Genomic DNA, 20,608 nt, shown 5'->3' with positions numbered 1-20,608 from the left:
CCCATCCCCGCACCACGCCGGGTGAGAACGACGCCACACCGGGCACGCGCGGCGCCGGGCACATTGTCTGCCCGCCACCAGCGCGGCGCCGCACCTCCCTAGCGCGGCGCCGCACCACCCAGCCCCTGCTAGCTCTGCGGAAGCGGCTTCACCATCGGGAACAGAACCGTCTCCCGGATACCGAGCCCGGTCAGAGCCATCAGCAGCCGGTCCACTCCCATTCCCGTCCCCGCGGTCGGCGGCATCCCCTGCTCCATCGCGGCCAGGAAGTCCTCGTCCAGCATCATGGCCTCATCGTCGCCCCCGGCAGCTAGGCGCGCCTGATCCTCGAACCGCTCCCGCTGGATCACCGGGTCTACCAGCTCGGAGTACCCCGTGGCCAGCTCGAACCCGCGAACGTAAAGATCCCACTTTTCCGTCACCCCCGGTTCCGAGCGGTGCTGCCGCACCAACGGAGAGGTTTCCACCGGGAAGTCCCGCACGAAGATCGGCCCGTCCAACTGGTCGGCGCACAGGTGCTCCCACAACTCCTCCACCAGCTTGCCGTGGCCCCAGCCGCCCTTCTGCGGCACCTCAAGGCCCACTACGTCCGCCAGCTCCTTGAGCTGCTCCACCGAGCTCTGCGGGCTCACTTCCTCCTGCCCGGGGTGTTTGCGCTGTAGCGCCTCATTGAGGGAAGGGTACATCTTCATTTCGCGCCACTGGCCACCGAAGTCGTACTCGGAGCCGTCCGCCAGCGTCACCGTGGTGGAACCGAACACCTCTCGGGCGACCTCCTGTATGATCTCCCGCGTGCTCTGCGCTGCCGTGTCATAGGTGCCATAGGCCTGGTAAGTCTCCAGCATGGCGAACTCCGGGCTGTGGGAGGAATCCACGCCCTCGTTGCGGAAGTTGCGGTTAATCTCGAAGACTTTGTCCAGGCCCCCCACCACTGCCCGCTTGAGGAACAACTCCGGCGCAATACGCAGGTAGAGGTCGATATCCAGGGCGTTGGAGCGGGTCACGAAGGGCCGCGCCGCCGCGCCGCCGTGCAGGGTCTGCAGCATCGGCGTCTCCAGCTCGAGGAAGCCGCGCCGCTCGAGGGCGTTGCGCAGCGCGCGCACCACCTTGATGCGCGTCAGCGCGTTCTCCCGCGCCTGTTGCCGCATGATGAGGTCCGTGTAGCGGTGGCGGATCCGGGAATCTTCACTGAGTTCCTTGTGCGCCACGGGCAAGGGACGCAGTGCTTTTGACGTCATGAACCACCGGGACGCCAGCACCGACAACTCCCCGCGCTTAGAGGCAATGACCCGGCCTTCCACAAAGACCATGTCCCCCAGGTCCACCTCGGCCTTCCACTGCGCGAGGGACTCCTTGCCCACCTCCGCCTGGGACAGCATGACCTGCAGTTGGGTGCCATCGCCGTCCTGCAGCGTCGCGAACGCCAGCCGACCGGTGGTGCGGACGAACATGACGCGCCCGGCAACCCCCACGACCGTGTCCGTCTCTTCCCCCACCTGCAGCAACCGGGGCTGACCGGCGCCCTCAGCGGCGGTCTCGACCGGCTGCGCTTGGCCGTCCCGCGCCTGCCCGTCTCGAGCCTGGCCGCCCTGCGCCTGCCCATCCTCCGAGGCACTCACCCGCCACCCAGCGCGAATCTGCGCGAGCGTGTGCGTCCGGGGCACCTCCACCGGATAGGGCTCGCGTCCGCTATCCAGCATGCCCTGGCGCTTCTCCCGGCGGATACGCAGCTGCTCGGGGAGCTGTTCAGTCGCGGTCCCAGACGCCGCCCCAGAGCGCTGCCCAGCCGACCCGGAAAGCTGCCCGGAGCGCCCCTGGCTCGCCGGGTCCTCGGTGCTGTTCGGAGATTTATTCGCTGCCTGATTCACACTCACAGAGGGTACTGCATGGGCCCGGGCTAACCCTCGGGGTGGCGGGGGTCAATCAGTCCGGAGCCCTCCGGCGCGTGGGCGGGGTCCTCCCCGATCTCCACCTGCTTGTTCTCCCCGTCCACGAACACAATGCTGGGGCTATATTCCTCCAGGTCGGCAGGGGAAAAGGCGGCATATCCGATGATGATCACCAAGTCCCCGGGGCTGATAAGCCGTGCGGCGGCGCCATTGATACCGATGACGCCGCTCCCCCGATCGCCGGCGATGACGTACGTCGTCAGGCGGTGACCGTTGTTGATATCCACCACATCGATCTGCTCCCCCTCAAGCAGGTTCGCAGCCTCCATGAGGTCCCGGTCGATGGTGCAAGAGCCCACGTAGTGCAGGTCCGCCTGTGTGACAGTGGCCCGGTGGATCTTGGACTTCAACATGGTGCGCAACACGGGTGCCCACCTTACCTCCCGGCCAGTTTGAATACGAAGAATGCGGCGACTGGGCCCGGAGCGCCCGAGCGGCGGGGGCCTACTCGGTGGGTGGCCCCAGGTGCACGGCGATGTTGTCCAACAGTCGGGTCTGGCCGACCTTCGCGGCCACCAACAAGCGCGCCTCCCCCGCTTCCGGGGCCGCGCCAAGATCGGGCGCCCGCAGCTCCAGGTAGCTCACCTCCACCTCCCCCTGGTCCTCCAGAACGCTCCGCGCCGCCTGCACCACCGCATCCCCGCCCTGCGCGGACACATGGGCCCCCGCCGTCAGCGCCGCGGATAGAACCACAGCCACCTCCCGCTCCTCCTCGGAGAGGTACACATTCCGGCTGGACAGAGCCAAGCCATCGGCTTCCCGCACAATGGGCACGCCGTGAACCGTCACCTCGAGATTAAGGTCCGTAACCATTTGCTGGATTAGCTGTAACTGTTGATAATCCTTCTCCCCGAAGAAGGCGTGATCGCAGTGGCACAGGGCGAAGAGCTTCGCCACCACCGTGAGCACCCCGGCGAAGTGGGTTGGCCGGTGGACCCCCTCCAACTGCTGCCCCTCCGGTCCCGGCTGCACCGTTGTGCGCGGACCATTCGGGTACATCTGCCGCGCGGAGGGCGCAAACACCGCATCCACGCCCAGGTGGCGCAGCTTAACCACGTCCTCGTCGAGGGTGCGGGGATACGCATCCAAGTCCTCCCCCTCGGCGAACTGCAGCGGGTTGACGAAAATGCTGACGATCACCACCGCGCCGGGTAGCCGCTGTGCCGCGCGCACCAGTGACAGGTGACCCTGGTGCAGAGCCCCCATCGTGGGGACCAGTGCTACCGGGCGGCCCGCTTTGCGCAGGGCTCGGGTTAGCTGAGAGATTTCGTCGGTGCTGCGGTAGACAGTGGTGGAACCCGGGGTAAAAGTCGGCGCGGTCGCATGTACAGCTTCGGTCATGAGGCTCAACCTAACACCTGGGCTTTAGCGATCTGGATCGAGGAGGACCCGGAGGACATCAGCCGCGCCCACTTGTCGGGCAGTTGGGATGGCGGCACTGCGGTAAAAGTCGGTGGAGACTCCCAATTCTTCCAGCGCCGCTAGATGGCCGCGCACCGCATTGGCGTCATCGCGAATGATGGGCCCCGTCAACCCCGCTAGACGGGAGGTAACCCCCGTGTGCGCGGCCTCCTGGGTGATCTGCTGCAGCAACGCGGCCGTTTGAGGCTGGAAAGCCCAGGAATTCCCGCCCGCGCCATCGACCCCGTCGGAAGCGAGAACCGCGTCCATCATCGTCGCGGCGTCTGCCAATAGGGCTGTGGTGTGGTTCGCCGCATGGGCCAGCACCGCGTGATAAGCCGCGCGGCGATCCTCCGGGATAGTCACCGGGCGGCCGTGCAACGAGTGGATCAGTACCTCTGCGGCGACCTGGCCGATCTCCGAATCTGCGGTCACTCCCCAGGCACATCCGTCTAAGTTGGCGCTATCCCGAGGGGCGTCGGTGAACATCATGGCCGGATGTAGGGCCAGTGGAAGGGCACCCGTATCGGTGACGGGCTGCAACGCGGCGCATCCGAACCGGCCGGACGTGTGCATCACCATCTGGCCGTCATGGGTGTACTCAGCGACCTGCTGGGCCACCCCTCCCAGATGCGGGTCTGGAACGGCGAGCACAACCAATTGCGCGCGGGCGGCTGTAGCCACATCCACACAGGGCACCTCCGGGACACGGTGCTCGGCCCGGCGGCGGGATCGCTCGCTGGGTGCCACGATCCCGCTCACGCGATGACCCGAGGCGGCAAAAACCTCCGCCAAAGCAACGCCAACCCGACCGGCCGAAATAATTCCTACCTGCAGGCGGGGACTGGGGGCTACTGGTTCCACGTCATCTAGTCCGCGTCATCCGGTCCACTGAACCGTCGTTTAGGAGTTCTTCTTGAAACGGTTCATCAGCTCCGCGACGGTGAGCCCCGCCGGGGATTCATCAACTCGACGGCGGCCGTGGGTTTCCTCCGGCGGCTGGTATTGGCCCGTCGGAGGGAACTGCTCCGGGGTCTGGCGCTCGTGATGCCCATGGTGGGAGCTACCGCTTCCCGCCGGAGCCGCCGACCCGGCGGCCGTGAACCCGGAGCCCGTGGGCTGCGCGGCGCTAGGCCGTGCAGCGGGAGCCTGCTGGGCGGGAGCGCTACCGCCCCGAGCGGCACCGCCGACAGGAGCAGCGGTCCCCGCCGGAGTGTGACCACCTGCGGAGGCAGGGCCGCCGGGTTGTTGCTGGCCACGCTCGAAGCGGTTCGCGGTCGGAGCTTGGCGCCCGGACTGGGACGCGCCGTTGCGATGGGGACCGCGATGGTTGGCGGAACCCGCGCGGCCGCCGTCCCTCCCGGGCACATTGGACGTGTCCACAACCAAGGGGATCTGCGAGGTCTCGTCGGCATCCCCGCCACCCCAGCGCACGGCGGCGAAGGAACCGGTGGAAAAGCCCGGCACCTTGCGCTGGGACTCCTCCCCGCCCCGCTCGCCAACCCCGGCCGGCGGCGCTTGCGTGCCACCAGTCCTCGGCTCCGGCCGCTGGCCCGACCCTCCGGCCTGAACCCGCTGACCCTGCGGCCGCGGCTGCTCCAGCTCGATGATCCGCTCCGCGCGGGCCCGCAGCGCCGTCTGCTCCTCCGTCAGATCCTCCCCCGTCAGCTCCGCGAGCTGCACCCGCATCGCCGCCAGCTCCTGGCGGAGTTCCTCCAAGTGCTGGTCCCGCTCGCTGCGCAGCCGCTGTGTGTACTCCCGCTCCAGCTCCAGCTCGCGGGCCCGGTGGCTTTCCTCCGCCCGGGTCAGTTGGGCCCGGTGGCTCTCCTCCACCTGGTGGGCCCGCTTGCGCTGCGCGGCCAGTTGGGAGGAGTACTTAGACACCAGAACCAAACCCAGTACCGCCGCCCATAGCGCGGCGATCACCGCGATGCGCAACCACAACTGCGAATCGAAAAACAGCATGAGGATGCTGGCGGCGACGGCCAGCACAATGAGCCCCACCATCAGGGCTTTCGATACTCCGCTGCTATCCGAAGCCGAGTTGTAGTTCTGCCGGGGCTCAGAAATCATGCGCACCAGCCTACCCGCTACTCCGCGTCGAGCAGCGCAGAATCAGCGGGTGGCGCGATACATCCCCGCTCGAGCCACACACCTGCTACGGCGGCGGCGATCCCCCCGGCAAATCCGGCCAGCACACCCGGAACATCCTGCTGGGCGGCCATCAATCGCCCCGCATTGAAAAGCACGTGCACGCCCACGCCCGCGTACAACCCCCCGATCAGCGCCGCCATCCACGCCACCGCCTGTCCGCACAACGCAAGCTGCGCCACCGTGGATGGCTGAAGCTGGCTGCGGTCGAAGCCGATCCGGCGTTCCTCGATCCGCCGCCGCACCACCACGCCGCCGACCGCGCACAGCACCGCCGCCAGCCACAGCGCCGCCGACGCACTGAGGTGAATTGGCGGGAAGCTGCCGTAGAACCCCGTCGCCGTCACCCATCCCACCAGCGCGGCGGCTATGGCGGTCCACAGCAGGGCCGCTATCTTCACCGGGGTTACTCGCTGCATGGCCTCCACCCTAACTGGCCCACCGGTTCGATGGCCCGGGTCTCGGCGGGTGGCAGTCCCGCCAGCCACTCGCGCACGGGCCGCCCCCGCAAACCGTCCTCCGGCCCGATGTCGGCCCACGGCAGCAGCACGAAGCCCCGCCGGTGGGCGTAGGGATGCGGCAGAACCAGCTCGTCGCCCCACCGCCCCTGGGACAGTGTTTCGACGCGCCGGTTGGTGGCGTCCGGAAAGAAGGCAAGGACGTCCACGTCCACCGTGCGCGGCCCCCACCGCACCTCCCGCACCCGACCGCCCGCGCGCTCCACGTTCTGGCAGGCGTGCAGTAGATCCAGTGGGGGCAGTGTCGTGGCCACGTCCACCGCGGCGTTGGCGAACTCCGCCTGATCCACCCCTCCCCACGGGGGCGTACGGAAGTGGCGGGAGGTGGCGCAGACCGTCACCCCAGGGAGGGCGTGTAGCGCGGCAACCGCTCGTCGGAGCTGGTCGGCGGGGGTGGCCAGGTCCCCAGGGAGGTTACTGCCCAGCCCGAGGATCGCCCGACCCATCGTGTCCCTCCCCGGGGGTGTTGCCGGTGCCTGCCGGGGCCTGTTCGGTTCCGCTGGCCCGCCGGTGCTGTTCGTCGTGCTGGGCCCGCCGGTCCTGCGCCGACCGCCCCTGCATCGAGCGCCGCGCCACCACCCGCACGTCGGCGAAGGGGTATGGGATTGGCGCCTGCGGCTTGTGCACCGTGACCTCCACGGCGTGCAACCCAGGCAGTTCGCTGATCCGATCGGCGATCCGTGCAGCCACCGTCTCGATGAGGTCGCATCCCGCCCCGCAGGCAACCTCCACGGCGATGTCCGCGAGGTCCACGTAGGAGGTCGTCCGCGCGATGGAATCCGCCTGAGCCGCCGCGCCGAAGTCCCTCCACACGACGATGTCCACCACGAATTCTTGCCCGCAGCGCTTCTCCTCGTCGTACACGCCGTGGTAGCCGTAAACCTCCAGGCCGATGAGTTCGATCCGATCAGCCACGGCGCGCCCGCCATCCCTCTGGTACCTCTGGTCCGCTGCCGGTGGCTATGCAGTGCGCGACGTCCACGGCCGCCCGGCTGGGGGCAACGTTGTGGACGCGCACGGCCCATACCCCGGCGGCGGCGGCCAGCGCGCTCGTGGCGGCCGTGGCGCTGTCGGCGGATTGCGGTGTACCGGGGTTGCCGTCCGGACCGGGGCGAAGGGCGGTGAGGAAGCGTTTGCGGCTGGCCCCGAGCAGCAGCGGGAAGCCGAGCGCGACCAGCTCGTCGAGAGCAGCGAGCAGCGCCCAATTGTCCGCCGCCGATTTCGCAAATCCGATTCCGGGGTCCAGGATGATGTTCTTCTTCTGGACGCCAACCCCTAGCGCCGCATCCACCCTGCGCAGCAGGCCATCACGAACCTCGGCAACGATCTCATCGGCGTGGCCTTCGCCGCGAGGTTGGCCCTTACCGAGGTGTTCCTCGCTCCACTGCTGCTTGCTCCGCAGCTGGTCACTCCACTGCTGCTTGCCCCAGTGCATGAGGCACACCGGTACCGCGGCCTGCGCGCACACCCGCAGGAGATCCGGGTCGGCGAGGCCACCGGACACATCGTTGACGATGTCCGCCCCGGCCGACAGCGCCGCCTCGGCGGTGCGGGCGTGCATCGTGTCGATGCTGATCTGCGGCCGTTGCCCCGTACCTCCCCCGAGGTCCGCGGCCGCGAGCTCGCGGATGACCGGCAGGACGCGACCCATCTCTTCGGCGGGGTCGACGGGCTTGGCCCCGGGGCGGGTCGACTCTCCGCCGATGTCGATGATGTCCGCCCCATCCGCGATCATCCGGCGGGCGGCGGCGATGGCAGCGGGGGCTTCGGCGTGGTCGCCGCCATCGGAAAAGGAGTCCGGGGTGACGTTGCAAATACCCATGACGAGGGTTCTGGGCGCTGGGGAAGTCATGTGATCAGTGCGGTCCTAGCTACCCCGGATGAGGGACATCGCCTCGGCTCGGGAACTCGGGTTGGTCTGGAACAATCCACGCACCGCAGAAGTCACGGTATTTGCACCGGGTTTGCGCACGCCGCGCATGGCCATGCACAGGTGCTCTGCCTCAATGACCACGACCACCGCCTGGGCCCCCAGCGCGCTTTCCAGCGCATTGGCCACCTGGCTGGTCAGGCGCTCCTGCACCTGGGGGCGGCGGGAGTATCCCTCGATGAGGCGGGCCAGCTTGGACAGGCCGGTGACCTTCCCCTCCTTGCCGGGGATGTACCCGATATGGGCCTTGCCGTAGAACGGCACGAGGTGATGCTCGCAGGTGGAGTAGAAGGGAATATCCCGGACCAGCACAAGCTCCCGGTGCTCCTCGTTAAATGTTTTGGCCAACACCTCCCGGGGATCCTCAAACAACCCGGAGAAGACCTCTTCGTAGGCGCGGGCAACACGGGCCGGGGTTTCCCGCAGTCCCTCCCGGTCCGGGTCCTCCCCGACGGCGAACAGCAGTTCACGCACTGCGGCCTCCACCCGGGCGTGGTCGAACTTCCCCGTCGCGGGGCGATCAGAAGTCATGAAGGCTTGGGTCCCTCCTTCTTGTCCTCCGGGGCCGGGTCCCAGGGGTACTGCTGTTCCGGGAATTTCCGGGTGGGGGCGTCCTCAGACGTCCATTCGTGATCTGGGCGCTCGTGCTCCGGCAGAGTGAACCCCTGGGGGTACGGGCCGTTCGGTTGATTCAGGGGCCCGGGGACGGCGCCGACTAGCTGCTGGTTTTGCTCGGCCTTCCGGCGGGCCATGCGGGCCTTGCGGGCGGCGGAGAAGAAGTCGGGGCGCTCCGGGGGCTCCTCGCCTCGTTCGTGGGCCAGCTCGGTGGGAGTTTTCACCGGCTCGCGGAAGTCCTTGGGGCGATCCACGTCCTGGCCGTCGAAGACCTCGTGGATCTCCTTGGGCTCGATCCCCTCGAAGATGGCCTCCAGGTCTGGGCGGCGGAGGGTTTCCTTCTCCAGCAGCTTCTCCGCGAGCTTGTCCAGGTAGGCGCGGTTTTCCCGCAGCACGGCGTAGGCGGTGGCCTGGGCCCGGTCCATGAGGCGGCGGACCTCCGAGTCGATGGTTCCCGCGACGGCCTGGGAGGGGGCGAACTGGCCGCCGCCGCCCCTGCCCACGAAGGGATCACCCTGCTCTTCGCCGAACTTCACGGCTCCGATGGATGGGCTCATGCCGTACTCGGTGACCATGGCCTTGGCGACATTCGTCGCCATCTCGATATCGGCGCTGGCACCCGTGGTGGGGTTGCCGAAAACCAGCTCCTCGGCGGCGCGCCCACCCATGGCGAAGACGAGACGAGCGAATAGCTCTGAGCGGTTGTACATGCCCTTATCGTCCTCGGGCGCGGTCATGGCATGCCCGCCGGTGCGGCCGCGGGCAAGGATGGTGACCTTGTACACGCGCTCGATGTCCTTCATGGCCCACGCCGCCAGCGTGTGCCCGCCCTCGTGGTAGGCGGTGACCTTCTTCTCCTGCTCCGAGATGATCTTGGAGCTGCGGCGGGGCCCGCCCACGACGCGGTCCGTCGCCTCCTCCAGGGCATCGGCCGTGATGATGCTGCCGTTGACCCGGGCAGTGAGCAGCGCCGCCTCGTTGAGCACGTTCTCCAGGTCGGCACCGGACATGCCCGCAGTGCGCTTTGCCAGCGACTTCAGGTCCACATCCGGGGCAATTGGCTTGCCCTTGGCGTGCACGCGCAGGATCTGCTCCCGGCCGGAAAGATCCGGATTGGACACCGGAATTTGCCGGTCGAACCGGCCCGGGCGAAGCAGGGCCGGGTCGAGGATGTCCGGGCGGTTGGTAGCGGCCATGAGGATCACACCCTCGCGGTCACCGAAGCCATCCATCTCCACGAGCAACTGGTTCAGCGTCTGCTCCCGCTCGTCGTGGCCACCACCCATACCGGCCCCGCGCTGACGGCCCACCGCATCAATCTCGTCCACGAAGATGATGCACGGCGCATTCTCCTTGGCCTGGGCGAAGAGGTCGCGCACGCGGGAGGCGCCCACGCCGACGAACATCTCCACGAAATCCGACCCGGAGATCGAGAAGAAGGGCACCCCGGCTTCCCCGGCGACGGCGCGGGCCAGCAGCGTCTTACCGGTACCGGGCGGCCCGTAAAGTAGCACGCCCCGGGGGATCTTTGCCCCCAGCGTCTCGTAGCGCGTCGGATCGGAGAGGAAGTCGCGGATCTCGTCGAGCTCCTCCACCGCCTCATCTGCGCCGGCGACGTCGTCGAAGGTCGTGTCCGGGTGATCCTTGTTTAGCTGCTTGGCGCGCGACTTGCCAAAGCTCATCGGCCCCATGCCGCCCTGCATCTTGGACAGGAAGAACATGAGCAGGCCCAGGACGAGCACCATGGGGATGATCGTGAGGAGGATGGATCCTAAAATGGAATCCTGTGTGACCTTTGTGTCGTACTTATCTACCTGCGCGCCCTGAACGGCGTCGAAAATCTTCTCCCCCGTCCGTGCGGGATATTGCGCGGTGATCTGCTCCACGCCGTCCTTGCCATCGGCGTTGATCGGCTTCTTCAGCTTGAGCTGCAGCTCTTGCTCGCGATCATTGATGCGGGCCTCAGAGACGTTCTTCTCGTTCAACTGGGCCAGCGCCACGGAGGTATCCACTTTGGAGAAACCCCGGGAATCGTCGCTGAGCACGCTGAATGCGTAAATCGCGATGAGCAGCGCCGCGACTAAACCGGCGATCCGCAAAACCTTCGACTTGGCCATATTTCCTATTCCGGCGCCGGGGAAGGCGCGTCATTCGTACACGGACTTGCGCAGTGTGCCCACGTAGGGCAGGTCCCGATAGCGCTCGGCGAAGTCGAGGCCATATCCCACCACGAATTCATTGGGGATATCGAAACCCACGTCCGCCATTTGCTCGATGGTGACCTTCACCGCGTCTGGCTTGCGCAATAGCGTAACGACAGATAGGGACCGAGGGTTCCTATTGCGAAGGTTTTTCATTAGCCAGGAGAGGGTGAGACCCGAATCGATGATGTCCTCCACGATCACCACATCCCGGCCGGCGATGTCCCGATCCAAATCCTTGAGGATGCGCACCACCCCCGAGGAGGACGTCGCATTGCCATAGGAGGACACGGCCATGAACTCCACCTGGGTGGGAACGTCCAAGGCCCGCGCGAAGTCGGTAATGAAGAACACCGCCCCTTTGAGCACACAGACCAAAATCAGATCATCCGGGGCATCCCGAAACCGCTCCGAGGTGGCGTGGGCCATCTCCCGGATACGGGCCTGCAGCGTGGCCTCATCGATGAGCACGCTCTCCACATCCTCGCCGTAAGCGTTCGGCGGCACATCCCCGGAAAAATCTGCACTGTGCATGCTGGTACTTCTCACGTCCTCGGCCTCGTCGTTGTCTACCGCAACCGCTCCACCTCAACCAGGCGGAGCAATGCCGCTTCACGCCGGACCACAAGCCGGTGAGTACGGCGGATGGGGTTCATTGTAGGCCACGGCACAGCCACCCCACCCTGGCCCCGCCACTGCGCCACCAGTGCGTCCACCGCCCGCAGTTGAGCATGCGTCACCGCCCCCGCCCGCGGACCCTCGGCCAGCCACAACTTCACCGCCCGGGTCCGCAGCGCCACTGGCTCGCACGCCAGCACCGCGCAGCGCAGCTCCCCGTCCGGCGTGAGGGCCCGCTCGACGAGTGCCCGGGCGCTGGCGTCCAGAACAATCGCATCCTCCCGCAGCATCTGCGCGCTACGCGCCAGAGAACCGCCCACCCCAGGACCCAGCACCTCCTCTAGGACCGGCAGCACCTCCGCGCGAACCCGACTGCGCAGAAACCGCGCGTCGGTGTTGTGGGGGTCCCGCCAGAAGTCCACCCCCGCTCGGGCGCAGGCGGCCTCGGTTTGTGCCCGCGTCACCGCCAGCAGGGGCCGGCCCACCCACGCGGCCCCCGCCCGCACCGCCGGGTGCTGCAACGCCACCGGCCGCAACCCCGCCAGCGAATTGCCCCCGGAACCCCGGGCGAGTCCGAGCAGCAAGCCCTCGGCATCGTCGTCCGCCGTGTGCGCCACCAGCACCGGCCGCCCTGCTGCCGCCCGGCCCAGCTCCGTATAGCGGGCCTGACGCGCCCCCGCCTCCCCACGTCCGGACACCTCCACCGCCCGAACCTCCGCCGCTACCCCCCAGGACCGGGCACACTCCGCCGCCTCCCGGGCCACCTGCCCGGAACCCTCCTGCAGTTGATGATCCACCGTCACGGACCGGACTGCTGCAGCCCCCAGCACTTTCACGCAGGCATCCAACAGAGCCAGGGAGTCCGCTCCGCCGGAAACACCCACCACCACCGGACCCTGCCGCAGGTCCCGCGCCTGCTCGGGGTACTCCCGGTCCAGCTCGTCCAGCCACGCCCGAACGGGGCTCAGCGTGCTCCCGCGGTTTTCACCCCAACTCACCCCGGCCCCCCTACTGGCGGTACAGCGCCGCGGCGAGGCGATCAAGCGCGGGCCGGGCCGAATCCGCCTCGGAGGCGTTGGACAGGAAGGCGAAGCTCACCGGCCGCCCGGATTTTGTGGTGACGCTACCGGCCAGCGCGTTGACACCGGACAGGGTCCCCGTCTTGGCGCGCACCCGCCCGGCGGCATCCTCGGCACCGCTCCCCTGACCAAACCGGGTCAACAATGTGCCCTCGGCGTGGGCAACGGGCAGTTCCTCCAGCTTCCCGCGCAGGTCCGCGTTGGCGAGGATGCTGTCGAGAGTACGGGCGGTGAGGCGATCGTCCCCGCTCATTCCGGAGTTGTCTTTGAGCACGGCACCCTCGGTATCGATGCCGTGGCTGCGCAATATCTCCAGGGTGGCCTGGGTGGCCCCGTCGAAGGTAGCCGGTTTCCCGGCGGCCGCTGCGATTTCGCGGCCGATGGCCTCCGCCAGCAGGTTGTCGCTGTGGACCATCATGTCCCGCTGCCGCACGCTCAACGGGGCGGATTCCACTTTGGCCACCTCCCGGCCGCCGGATCCGCCCGCGACCTGACCCCCATCGGTCACCCCCGTATCCACGCCGCTCAGGCCGAGCTGATCGGCGAGATTGGCGGCGACGTCCTGCCCGGGGTGCTCACTGCGCGGCGAGTAGCTATCGGAGGGATCCAATCGCCCGGCGTCGAGCATGACGGCGTCCAGGTTGGTGACGTTCCCTCCGCCGATGTCCTTGCGGTCCCACGTAGGGTTGAACAGGGCGGATTCCCGCACGTTGTTGTCCACCCTAATGCGTTCGATCTTGCCCACATCCGCGCCGAGCGAGCGCCGGACCTGTTGCGCCAGGTCCTGCACACTGGCCGGCCCCGTGAAGAAGCCACTGCCGGGGGACTTTTCCAGGGTCACATCGCCCTCGCCCCGGATGACCAGCTCCTCCGGGCTGTTCTGGAGAACTCTGGTGGCCAGGCGGTGGTCCCGGGGGAGGGTCAGGGTGCTGGCGGCGAACGTGGTCAATTTTGCTGCGGACGCCGGGACCAGCGGCTTTCCCTCATCTTGCGCGAAGAGGACCTGACCGGTCTCGAGATCAGTGACGTGGGCGGAGAGCTTGCCCAAGGCGGGGTCCGCTGCCGCCGCCCCGAGGTTCATCTGCGCTGGAGGGGCGGCCGTGGGCCGGGCGGGGGTTACCAGGGGCTGGGGGACGGCCGGCTCCGGCGCAGCCTGGACCGTGTAACGGTGGGCCCCTGCGAACCACACGGCGGCAGCAATGAGCAGGACCAGAACCAGCAGGAACACAAGGATTGCCACCAGCCAGCGGACGGGCAGGCGAAGGATGCCCCGTCGCCCCTGCGGGCGCCCGGCGGGCTTGGCGGTGGAGGTGCTCATGGTTGTTTACGTCCGCCTTCAAATCGGTCGGGGGGTTGCAGGGCCGCTAGTATAGCGGGGAGTTCTTTGACTCCCTTTATCTCAACGAGCACACGAAGGATGGTTGGTTTACCCAAATGGCCACCAGCATCGAAGTCACCATCGAGATTCCCAAGGGTTCTCGAAACAAGTACGAGGTAGACCACGAGACCGGCAAGGTCTTCCTCGACCGCTACCTATTCACCCCCATGGCCTACCCGGCCGACTACGGGTTCATCGACCACACCCTCGGTGAGGATGGGGACCCCCTGGATGCCCTCGTGATTCTGCCGGAGCCGGTGTTCCCCGGGGTCATTGTGAAGGCCCGCCCGGTCGGTGTGTTCAAGATGACGGATGAAGCCGGCGGCGATGACAAGCTGCTGTGCGTTGTGGATGACGTGCGCTTCAGCCACATTCAGGACCTGGGCGACGTGGACCAGTTCACTCGCTCCGAGATCGAGCACTTCTTCACTCACTACAAGGACTTGGAGCCGGGCAAGGACGTTCAGGGCTCCGGTTGGGGTGAGGCCGCCGAGGCAGAGCGCATCCTCGCCGAGGCTGTCGAGCGCTACCAGGGCTAGGGGGCATGTCGCCCCCGCTGGCATAGAATGCGGAAGTATGAGCGACTTTCAGTTTGAGACCGTCCAGCCCACCGACGTGCCGGCCGACGCGCAGCTAGTCGATGTGCGCGAGGCAGACGAATTCATTGAATGGCACGCCGAGGGGGCCACGAACCTTCCCCTGTCCGAACTCCAGCAGCGCTACGGGGAGTTGGACCTCAACCGGGACGTCTACGTCATCTGCCTCTCCGGGGGCCGGTCCGCGCGGGCCTGCCAGTGGCTGGAAATGAATGGTGTGGAGGCCATCAACGTGGCCAACGGCACCTCCGGCTGGCGGGATGCGGATCTCCCGATCGTGCGAAACTCCAAGTAGCAGACCCGCTAGATAGTGGGCATACCCCACTGTTAGACAACCCCCACCATTGGACGTAGACTAGGGGCATGCGTGAGTCCATGCCCCTCCCCTCGGACTTGTTGTCCTCCCCCTCCTTCCAGCTCGAGCGCCTCCGTCGCCGCACCCGCGACCACGTTGAGCAGGCCCTCGCCGCCGAGGGGTTCAACCTGCGCGAGTACTGGATCCTCACTTGCCTAGTCGCCGGGGATGCCGCCAGCCAGGCCACCCTAGGGGAGATCCTCGGCGTGGACCGCTCGGACATGGTTCGCCTCGTGGACTCCCTGGAGGAGCGCAGCCTGGCCAAGCGGGTGAAGGACCCGAAGGACCGCCGTCGGCAAATCATCTCCGTGACCAAGAAGGGGCGCAAGGCCCACTCCGCCCTGCAACCACTGGTTCACGCTGCAGAGGACGAGGCCCTGGACGAGTCCACCTCCAAGCAGCTCAAGCACCTGCGCAAGTTGGCGAAGTCCATCATCGCCGCCGACGAGGATTAGGCGACGGCCACCGGGCAGGTAGGAAATCCGGGCGCTTCGACAAGCTAGGCGGGCAGACATGCCGGGCCCGATCAACCACCCGGGCAGTTCAGATGACAAGGATGATCTGCGGCCAAAAAGGGGCGGTTAATCGCCGATCTGGTCGCGGCCACGTTTGACGATCTTCGGATCCGGCTCCCCCACCACTTCATGATCCTTGCCCGTGTACTCGAACTTACTGAGGACGTAGCGCATAGCGTTGATGCGGGCGCGCTTTTTGTCGTTGGACTTGATCGTGATCCACGGGGATTCGTTCGTGTCCGTGTAGCGGAAGGTCTCCTCCTTCGCCCGGGTGTAGTCGTCCCAGCGGTCCAGGGAGGCCAGGTCCATCGGGGAGAGCTTCCACTGGCGCACCGGGTCTACCTGGCGGATGGCGAAGCGGGTGCGCTGCTCCTTCTGGGTCACGGAGAACCACAGCTTGGTCACGGAAATCCCGGAACCCATAAGCATGTTCTCCAGCATCGGGACCTCCCGCAAAAACTCGGCATGCTGGCCAGCCGTGCAGAAGCCCATGACGCGCTCCACCCCGGAGCGGTTGTACCAGGAGCGGTCGAAGAAGACGATCTCCCCGCCGGAGGGCAGGTGCTCGATGTAGCGCTGAAAGTACCAACTGGTGGATTCGCGCTCGGTGGGCTTTTCCAGGGCGACGGTGCGGGCACCGCGGGGGTTGAGGTGCTCGTTGAAGCGCTTGATCGTGCCCCCCTTGCCGGCGGCGTCCCGGCCCTCGAAGAGGATGATGTGTTTCTGACCCGTATCCTTCGTCCAGTTCTGCCACTTCAGCAGCTCGATTTGCAGGGAGCGCTTGGTGGACTCGTACTCCTCACGACTCATGCGCTCGGGGTAAGGGTAATCGTCCCGCCAGGTGTCCACCCGGTGGCCGTCCGGGGTGATGAGGGTGGGGTCATCCTCGTCCGAATCGTCCACGAGGTACCCCTCCGTGGCCGCGAGATCCACCATGTGGAACTCCTCTGTAGCGTCTTGGTTCCCCTCGGATTGAGCCTCGGTGTGGGCCTCAGACATGGCGGGCGTGCTCCTGTTCTCGAGTGCGATCGTTCTCTCGGCCTGGGGTGGGACTTTCTCGCCCTGGCAATGATTACCAGTCTAGTGAGGTGAACCGCTGGCGGGTGGGAGGAAGCAGATCGCGTGGGCGTAAAAGAAACCCCGGCCGAAGCCGGGGTCGAGTTAGCTCTTGGAAGAGCTAGAGCTTACTCCTCAGCGCCAGCCCAGGTAGCGATGGTGCCCAGGATGTCCTTCAGGCCGCCGAAGATGGAGGAGAAGCCGCTGATGAAGGTCTTGATCTGGCCGAAGAGGTCAACGATGTCAGAGATGCCCATGAGAAAATACTCCCTTGATGAGGTTGTTGCCAGCGCGAGTTCTGGCGATTTTGGAGGTGTCCGACGTCTCTTCACGAGCCCGTCTAAGCAAGGAGAATAGCGGGTTTCAGTTTGGTCACAACCCCGGGGAGGGGAAAACCACGGAAAGTGTTACATTTTGCCCCAATTCGGGGGTACTCCTGGGATTCAATCCCCTCTGTTCACCTTGTGTTTACCCCATGTTTTTGACGCGCTGAACTGCACTTTTGGCTAGCGTTACAGGGTGCAGACAACTTTTTCAAAAGGCCCGAAAAGTCCTCGGAGGCGCCACTCAATTCCGTGATCTTTCCGTGACCTCCTCGTCCCCCGGACTAACCGTGGCGGCGTCTCGGGGCGGGTTGCCGGTCGGCCCGAGGAGGCGGCGTTGCGCCGGTCGGCCCGGAGGGCAAGGCCAGGTCGGGCAAGAAACGAACCCCACCGCAAAAGCGGGTGGGGTTCTTCGGGTCCTACGTTTTCCCAGCGGGCCTTCAAGCCCCTCGGTCAAGAGGTACCGACCGGACCGCTGAGGACAGGGGCAGTTAGAAACCGCCCATGCCGCCCATCTCGTCGCCACCGGGCATAGCCGGTGCCTCGGGCTCCGGCTTGTCGGCCACGACGGCCTCGGTGGTGAGGAACAAGCCCGCGATTGAGGCGGCGTTCTGCAGGGCAGAGCGGGTCACCTTCACCGGATCGGAGATGCCCACCTCCAGTAGGTCCACGTACTCGCCGGTAGCGGCGTTGAGTCCCTGGCCTGCGGGGAGGTTGGCCACGCGGTCAACGACCACGCCCGGTTCCATACCGGCGTTGTGGGCGATCTGCTTCAGCGGGGAGGACAGGGCAGCGCGCACGATCTGCACGCCGGTAGCTTCGTCGCCCTCCAGGCCCAGGTTGTCCTCCAGAACGTGGGCAACCTGCAGCAGGGAGGCGCCGCCGCCGGCGACGATGCCCTCTTCTGCGGCAGCCTTGGCGTTGCGCACAGCGTCCTCGATGCGATGCTTGCGCTCCTTGAGCTCCACCTCGGTAGCAGCGCCCACCTGCAGCACAGCCACACCGCCGGAGAGCTTGGCCAGCCGCTCCTGCAGCTTCTCCCGGTCGTAGTCGGAGTCCGCGTTCTCGATCTCCTGGCGGATCTGCTTGATCCGGCCGGCCAGCTGCTCGGTGGAACCGGCGCCATCCACGATGGTCGTGTCGTCCTTGGTCACAACGACCTTGCGGGCGGTGCCGAGCAGGGGCAGGTCTGCGGTCTCCAGGGACAGGCCCACCTCCTCGGCGATGACCTGGCCACCGGTGAGGATAGCGATGTCCTGAAGCTGGGCCTTGCGGCGATCACCGAAGCCGGGGGCCTTGACGGCCACGGACTTGAAGGTGCCGCGGATCTTGTTGACGACGAGGGTGGACAGAGCCTCGCCCTCGATGTCCTCGGCCACGATGAGCAGCGGCTTGCCGGACTGCATGACCTTCTCCAGCAGCGGCAGCAGGTCCTTGACGTTGCTGATCTTGCTGGACACCAGCAGGATGTAGGGATCCTCCAGCACAGCCTCGCCGCGCTCGATGTCGGTGGCGAAGTATCCGGAGATGTAGCCCTTGTCGAAACGCATACCCTCGGTGACTTCCAGGGTCACGCCGAAGGCGTTGGACTCCTCCACGGTGATCACACCGTCTTTGTTCAGTTGGCCATCGCCGACCTTGTACATGGCCTCGGCGATGAGCTTGCCGATCTCCTCGTCGGCGGCGGAGATACCGGCGGTCGCAGCGATCTGCTCCTTGGTTTCGATCTCCTTGGCGGTGGTCAGCAGCTCCTGGGTGACCTTTTCCACGCCGGCCTGGATGCCGCGCTTGATGCCCATGGGGTTAGAGCCCGCAGCAACGTTGCGCAGGCCTTCGCGAACCAGTGCCTGGGCCAGGACGGTGGCGGTCGTGGTGCCGTCGCCAGCGACGTCGTCGGTCTTCTTGGCTACTTCCTTGACCAGCTCGGCGCCGATCTTTTCGTAGGGGTCCTCCAGCTCGATCTCACGAGCGATGGTGACACCGTCGTTGGTGATGGTCGGGGCGCCCCACTTGCGCTCCAGGACCACGTTGCGGCCCTTGGGGCCGAGAGTGACCTTGACCGCGTCTGCCAGGGTGTTCAGACCCTTTTCCAGACCACGGCGTGCTTCTTCGTCGAATGCGATCATCTTCGCCATCTGGCTTTGATCCTCCGTTTAGAGTTGGCGCGACACGCGTAGATCAGACCCAGCGCCCGCGACGGCGCGGATGGGCGAATGTCGCGGCGCCCACCCTCACTGCATCTGACGGATGTACAGATTTGTGCTGGCACTCCAAAGGCTAAAGTGCTAGCCCCCGTTCTAGCACTCACCTCGGCCGACTGCAAGATTAATGGAGTACTACGGTGGGGCTCATGACGACCTCCAATTCACCCGCCCCCGGAGCCCCCATCACCCCTACTGACGTGCGCGCCCTCATCGCCGAGCAGATGCCCACGGTACGCCAGGACCTCGGTGAACTCGTCGCCTTCCCCAGCGTCCACTCCACCCCCGGCCTGGAAGAAGCCAACGCCTCCGCCGCCGCCTGGGTGGTAGAGGCCTTCCGCGCCGCCGGCGTTAACGTGGAGCCCGTGACCACCAGCGACGGTTCCATTACCGTCATCGGCCACCGCCCCGCCGCCGAGGGATACCCCACGATCCTGCTGTACTCCCACTACGACGTCCAGCCCGCCGGGGACACCGCCGAGTGGACCTCGGACCCCTGGACCCTCACCGAGCGCGAGGGGCGCTGGTACGGCCGGGGCACGGCCGATTGCAAGGGCCATGTCGCTGTCCACCTGGCCGTCCTGCGCGCCCTCCAGGCGCTGGCCGACGGCGGCCACCCAGAACTGCGAAACCTGGGACTGCGCATCGTCGTGGAGGGCTCGGAGGAGCGCGGGGGCTACGGCCTAGAGGACCTGCTGGCCGAACGCCCGGAGCTCTTCGCCGCGGAAACCTTCCTCATCGCCGATTCCGGCAACGACGCTCTCGGCGAGCCCGCCGTCTGCACGGCACTGCGCGGCTCCTGCCCCGTTCAGGTCACCCTGAAGACCATCGCCCAACCCATGCACTCCGGCCAGTTCGGCGGCGCCGCCCCGGATGCCCTCCTGGAGCTCATCCGCCTCCTCGGCACCCTCCACGACGAGGACGGCCTCGTGGCCGTTGAGGGCCTCACCCCTACCACCCACTGGGAGGGCGCGGGCCCCACGGAGGCCACGTTCCGCGATAACGCGGGCGTCCTCAATGGAGTAGACGTCCTCGGGACGGACCGTAACTATGCCCCCAACGACCTCACGGTCGCCAACGCCTCCATCACCGTCACCGGCCTAGACTCCCTATCCGTCGCGGATGCCATCAACGCCGTCCCCGGCGCCGCCGCAGCGGTGATCAGCTTGCGCGTCCCCCCGGGGCGGGACCCCAAGGAGTGCCAGGACCTCCTCGTCGCCCACCTCGAACGCAACCGGCCCAACGCCCTCATGGAGATCGAGCGGCTCTCCACCGCAGAACCCTTCAGCGCCGACACTTCCGGCCCCGCGCTGCAACGCCTCATGACGGCGCTAGCGGACGTGTACGACAAGCCCACCGCCGAGGTCGCCTCCGGCGGCTCCATCCCCCTGACCAACAAGCTGCTGACTGCCTACCCCGAGGCGGAGCTGGCCCTCTACGGCATCGAGGAACCCAGTTGCCGCATCCACTCCGCGGATGAATCGGTCCACCCGGAGGAGATTGCCGCCATCGCCGCCGCCGAGCTGCTCTTCCTCGCCCGCACCGCCGCAGACGTTTGCCAGACCCAGTGAACCGCGTTACATTGTTAGCCCATGAGCACCCTTCTTAAGCGAGTACCCAACCCGGGTGGAGGCGCGGACTGACCCCTCCACAACCGGGGTTAACCGCGTACACCGCTTAAGCGTCGGTCCGACGGACAACCATCTGCACCAGCCACGACCC

General features: G+C 66.7%; 20 protein-coding genes and 1 pseudogene. 4 read left to right on the top strand and 17 right to left on the bottom strand.

Going from position 1 to position 20,608, the window contains the following annotated elements:
• Window positions 1-128: 128 nt before the first annotated feature.
• The 14 genes and pseudogenes from lysS to dacB form a co-directional block, all read right to left on the bottom strand.
• Entirely contained in the window at window positions 129-1,700 is a 1,572-nt protein-coding gene (gene lysS, locus CHEID_RS01510; RefSeq protein ID WP_420536390.1) for a lysine--tRNA ligase, read from the bottom strand.
• Window positions 1,701-1,897: 197 nt separating this feature from the next.
• On the bottom strand, window positions 1,898-2,314 hold the full coding sequence (panD, locus tag CHEID_RS01505) for an aspartate 1-decarboxylase (protein WP_112768549.1): 417 nt from the start codon (window positions 2,312-2,314) through the stop codon (window positions 1,898-1,900).
• Between the two features lie 79 nt (window positions 2,315-2,393).
• Window positions 2,394-3,290: a pantoate--beta-alanine ligase gene (panC, locus tag CHEID_RS01500; RefSeq protein ID WP_112768548.1), complete on the bottom strand. Its 897-nt coding sequence runs from the start codon at window positions 3,288-3,290 to the stop codon at window positions 2,394-2,396.
• 24 nt (window positions 3,291-3,314) lie between these two features.
• Window positions 3,315-4,214: a Rossmann-like and DUF2520 domain-containing protein gene (locus CHEID_RS01495; RefSeq protein WP_112768547.1), complete on the bottom strand. Its 900-nt coding sequence runs from the start codon at window positions 4,212-4,214 to the stop codon at window positions 3,315-3,317.
• Between the two features lie 39 nt (window positions 4,215-4,253).
• A complete protein-coding gene (locus CHEID_RS01490; RefSeq protein ID WP_112768546.1) occupies window positions 4,254-5,423 on the bottom strand; it encodes a DUF6779 domain-containing protein in 1,170 nt (389 codons plus the stop codon).
• Window positions 5,424-5,440: 17 nt separating this feature from the next.
• Window positions 5,441-5,920 (bottom strand): DUF3180 domain-containing protein, encoded by a 480-nt coding sequence (locus CHEID_RS01485; RefSeq protein ID WP_273661199.1) that lies wholly within the window; start codon window positions 5,918-5,920, stop codon window positions 5,441-5,443.
• On the bottom strand, window positions 5,908-6,465 hold the full coding sequence (folK, locus tag CHEID_RS01480; RefSeq protein ID WP_112768545.1) for a 2-amino-4-hydroxy-6-hydroxymethyldihydropteridine diphosphokinase: 558 nt from the start codon (window positions 6,463-6,465) through the stop codon (window positions 5,908-5,910). The genes CHEID_RS01485 and folK overlap by 13 nt, the downstream gene beginning before the upstream one ends.
• A 115-nt stretch (window positions 6,466-6,580) precedes the next feature.
• Window positions 6,581-6,934 (bottom strand): annotated as a pseudogene (folB, locus tag CHEID_RS01475) (dihydroneopterin aldolase); the annotation flags it as partial.
• A complete protein-coding gene (gene folP, locus CHEID_RS01470; RefSeq protein ID WP_238599204.1) occupies window positions 6,927-7,871 on the bottom strand; it encodes a dihydropteroate synthase in 945 nt (314 codons plus the stop codon). The pseudogene folB and the gene folP, both read right to left, overlap by 8 nt.
• Window positions 7,872-7,886: 15 nt before the next feature.
• Window positions 7,887-8,480 (bottom strand): GTP cyclohydrolase I FolE, encoded by a 594-nt coding sequence (gene folE / locus CHEID_RS01465; RefSeq protein WP_112768542.1) that lies wholly within the window; start codon window positions 8,478-8,480, stop codon window positions 7,887-7,889.
• Window positions 8,477-10,681, bottom strand: coding sequence for an ATP-dependent zinc metalloprotease FtsH (gene ftsH, locus CHEID_RS01460; protein ID WP_112768541.1), 2,205 nt, complete (start codon window positions 10,679-10,681; stop codon window positions 8,477-8,479). Before ftsH ends, folE begins: the two co-directional genes overlap by 4 nt.
• Window positions 10,682-10,711: 30 nt before the next feature.
• On the bottom strand, window positions 10,712-11,299 hold the full coding sequence (gene hpt, locus CHEID_RS01455; RefSeq protein ID WP_112768540.1) for a hypoxanthine phosphoribosyltransferase: 588 nt from the start codon (window positions 11,297-11,299) through the stop codon (window positions 10,712-10,714).
• A gap of 35 nt (window positions 11,300-11,334) precedes the next feature.
• Entirely contained in the window at window positions 11,335-12,381 is a 1,047-nt protein-coding gene (gene tilS / locus CHEID_RS01450; protein WP_273661198.1) for a tRNA lysidine(34) synthetase TilS, read from the bottom strand.
• Between the two features lie 10 nt (window positions 12,382-12,391).
• A complete protein-coding gene (gene dacB / locus CHEID_RS01445) occupies window positions 12,392-13,780 on the bottom strand; it encodes a D-alanyl-D-alanine carboxypeptidase/D-alanyl-D-alanine endopeptidase (protein WP_273661197.1) in 1,389 nt (462 codons plus the stop codon).
• A gap of 116 nt (window positions 13,781-13,896) precedes the next feature.
• On the opposite strand from dacB, the gene CHEID_RS01440 reads away from it, so the two are divergent.
• The 3 genes from CHEID_RS01440 (at window position 13,897) to CHEID_RS01430 (ending at window position 15,246) form a co-directional block, all read left to right on the top strand.
• Window positions 13,897-14,379: an inorganic diphosphatase gene (locus CHEID_RS01440; protein WP_112769322.1), complete on the top strand. Its 483-nt coding sequence runs from the start codon at window positions 13,897-13,899 to the stop codon at window positions 14,377-14,379.
• Between the two features lie 37 nt (window positions 14,380-14,416).
• A complete protein-coding gene (locus CHEID_RS01435) occupies window positions 14,417-14,731 on the top strand; it encodes a rhodanese-like domain-containing protein (RefSeq protein WP_112769323.1) in 315 nt (104 codons plus the stop codon).
• 68 nt (window positions 14,732-14,799) lie between these two features.
• On the top strand, window positions 14,800-15,246 hold the full coding sequence (locus tag CHEID_RS01430; protein WP_112769324.1) for a MarR family winged helix-turn-helix transcriptional regulator: 447 nt from the start codon (window positions 14,800-14,802) through the stop codon (window positions 15,244-15,246).
• A 126-nt stretch (window positions 15,247-15,372) separates the two neighbouring features.
• Here CHEID_RS01430 and ppk2 read toward each other — a convergent pair whose 3' ends face one another.
• From ppk2 to groL, 3 genes are all read right to left on the bottom strand, one after another.
• Entirely contained in the window at window positions 15,373-16,242 is an 870-nt protein-coding gene (gene ppk2 / locus CHEID_RS01425; protein WP_420536389.1) for a polyphosphate kinase 2, read from the bottom strand.
• Between the two features lie 248 nt (window positions 16,243-16,490).
• Entirely contained in the window at window positions 16,491-16,619 is a 129-nt protein-coding gene (locus tag CHEID_RS01420; protein WP_181645903.1) for a PorACj family cell wall channel-forming small protein, read from the bottom strand.
• 557 nt (window positions 16,620-17,176) lie between these two features.
• Window positions 17,177-18,820, bottom strand: coding sequence for a chaperonin GroEL (groL, locus tag CHEID_RS01415; RefSeq protein WP_112769326.1), 1,644 nt, complete (start codon window positions 18,818-18,820; stop codon window positions 17,177-17,179).
• A 215-nt stretch (window positions 18,821-19,035) separates the two neighbouring features.
• On the opposite strand from groL, the gene CHEID_RS01410 reads away from it, so the two are divergent.
• The gene (locus CHEID_RS01410; protein ID WP_112769327.1) at window positions 19,036-20,457 is read left to right on the top strand and encodes a dipeptidase; all 1,422 of its coding nucleotides are present in this window, start codon (window positions 19,036-19,038) and stop codon (window positions 20,455-20,457) included.
• The last annotated feature ends 151 nt before the right edge of the window (window positions 20,458-20,608 follow it).

Source organism: Corynebacterium heidelbergense (assembly GCF_028609845.1).
GTDB classification, from domain to species: domain Bacteria; phylum Actinomycetota; class Actinomycetes; order Mycobacteriales; family Mycobacteriaceae; genus Corynebacterium; species Corynebacterium heidelbergense.
Note: the sequence above shows the minus strand (reverse complement) of the source record. Positions and strands in the feature narration are given on the sequence as shown.

What these genes read in the sequence shown, in the direction of transcription:
- panC (WP_112768548.1), bottom strand. Translation starts at nt 3,290, where the DNA reads ATGACCGAAGCTGTACATGCGACCGCGCCGACTTTTACCCCGGGTTCC.
- CHEID_RS01490 (WP_112768546.1), bottom strand. Translation starts at nt 5,423, where the DNA reads ATGATTTCTGAGCCCCGGCAGAACTACAACTCGGCTTCGGATAGCAGC.
- lysS (WP_420536390.1), bottom strand. Translation starts at nt 1,700, where the DNA reads ATGCTGGATAGCGGACGCGAGCCCTATCCGGTGGAGGTGCCCCGGACG.
- ftsH (WP_112768541.1), bottom strand. Translation starts at nt 10,681, where the DNA reads ATGGCCAAGTCGAAGGTTTTGCGGATCGCCGGTTTAGTCGCGGCGCTG.
- CHEID_RS01485 (WP_273661199.1), bottom strand. Translation starts at nt 5,920, where the DNA reads ATGCAGCGAGTAACCCCGGTGAAGATAGCGGCCCTGCTGTGGACCGCC.
- groL (WP_112769326.1), bottom strand. Translation starts at nt 18,820, where the DNA reads ATGGCGAAGATGATCGCATTCGACGAAGAAGCACGCCGTGGTCTGGAA.
- CHEID_RS01435 (WP_112769323.1), top strand. Translation starts at nt 14,417, where the DNA reads ATGAGCGACTTTCAGTTTGAGACCGTCCAGCCCACCGACGTGCCGGCC.
- CHEID_RS01430 (WP_112769324.1), top strand. Translation starts at nt 14,800, where the DNA reads ATGCGTGAGTCCATGCCCCTCCCCTCGGACTTGTTGTCCTCCCCCTCC.
- folP (WP_238599204.1), bottom strand. Translation starts at nt 7,871, where the DNA reads ATGACTTCCCCAGCGCCCAGAACCCTCGTCATGGGTATTTGCAACGTC.
- ppk2 (WP_420536389.1), bottom strand. Translation starts at nt 16,242, where the DNA reads ATGGTGGATCTCGCGGCCACGGAGGGGTACCTCGTGGACGATTCGGAC.
- folK (WP_112768545.1), bottom strand. Translation starts at nt 6,465, where the DNA reads ATGGGTCGGGCGATCCTCGGGCTGGGCAGTAACCTCCCTGGGGACCTG.
- CHEID_RS01440 (WP_112769322.1), top strand. Translation starts at nt 13,897, where the DNA reads ATGGCCACCAGCATCGAAGTCACCATCGAGATTCCCAAGGGTTCTCGA.
- folE (WP_112768542.1), bottom strand. Translation starts at nt 8,480, where the DNA reads ATGACTTCTGATCGCCCCGCGACGGGGAAGTTCGACCACGCCCGGGTG.
- hpt (WP_112768540.1), bottom strand. Translation starts at nt 11,299, where the DNA reads ATGCACAGTGCAGATTTTTCCGGGGATGTGCCGCCGAACGCTTACGGC.
- CHEID_RS01420 (WP_181645903.1), bottom strand. Translation starts at nt 16,619, where the DNA reads ATGGGCATCTCTGACATCGTTGACCTCTTCGGCCAGATCAAGACCTTC.
- CHEID_RS01410 (WP_112769327.1), top strand. Translation starts at nt 19,036, where the DNA reads ATGACGACCTCCAATTCACCCGCCCCCGGAGCCCCCATCACCCCTACT.
- dacB (WP_273661197.1), bottom strand. Translation starts at nt 13,780, where the DNA reads ATGAGCACCTCCACCGCCAAGCCCGCCGGGCGCCCGCAGGGGCGACGG.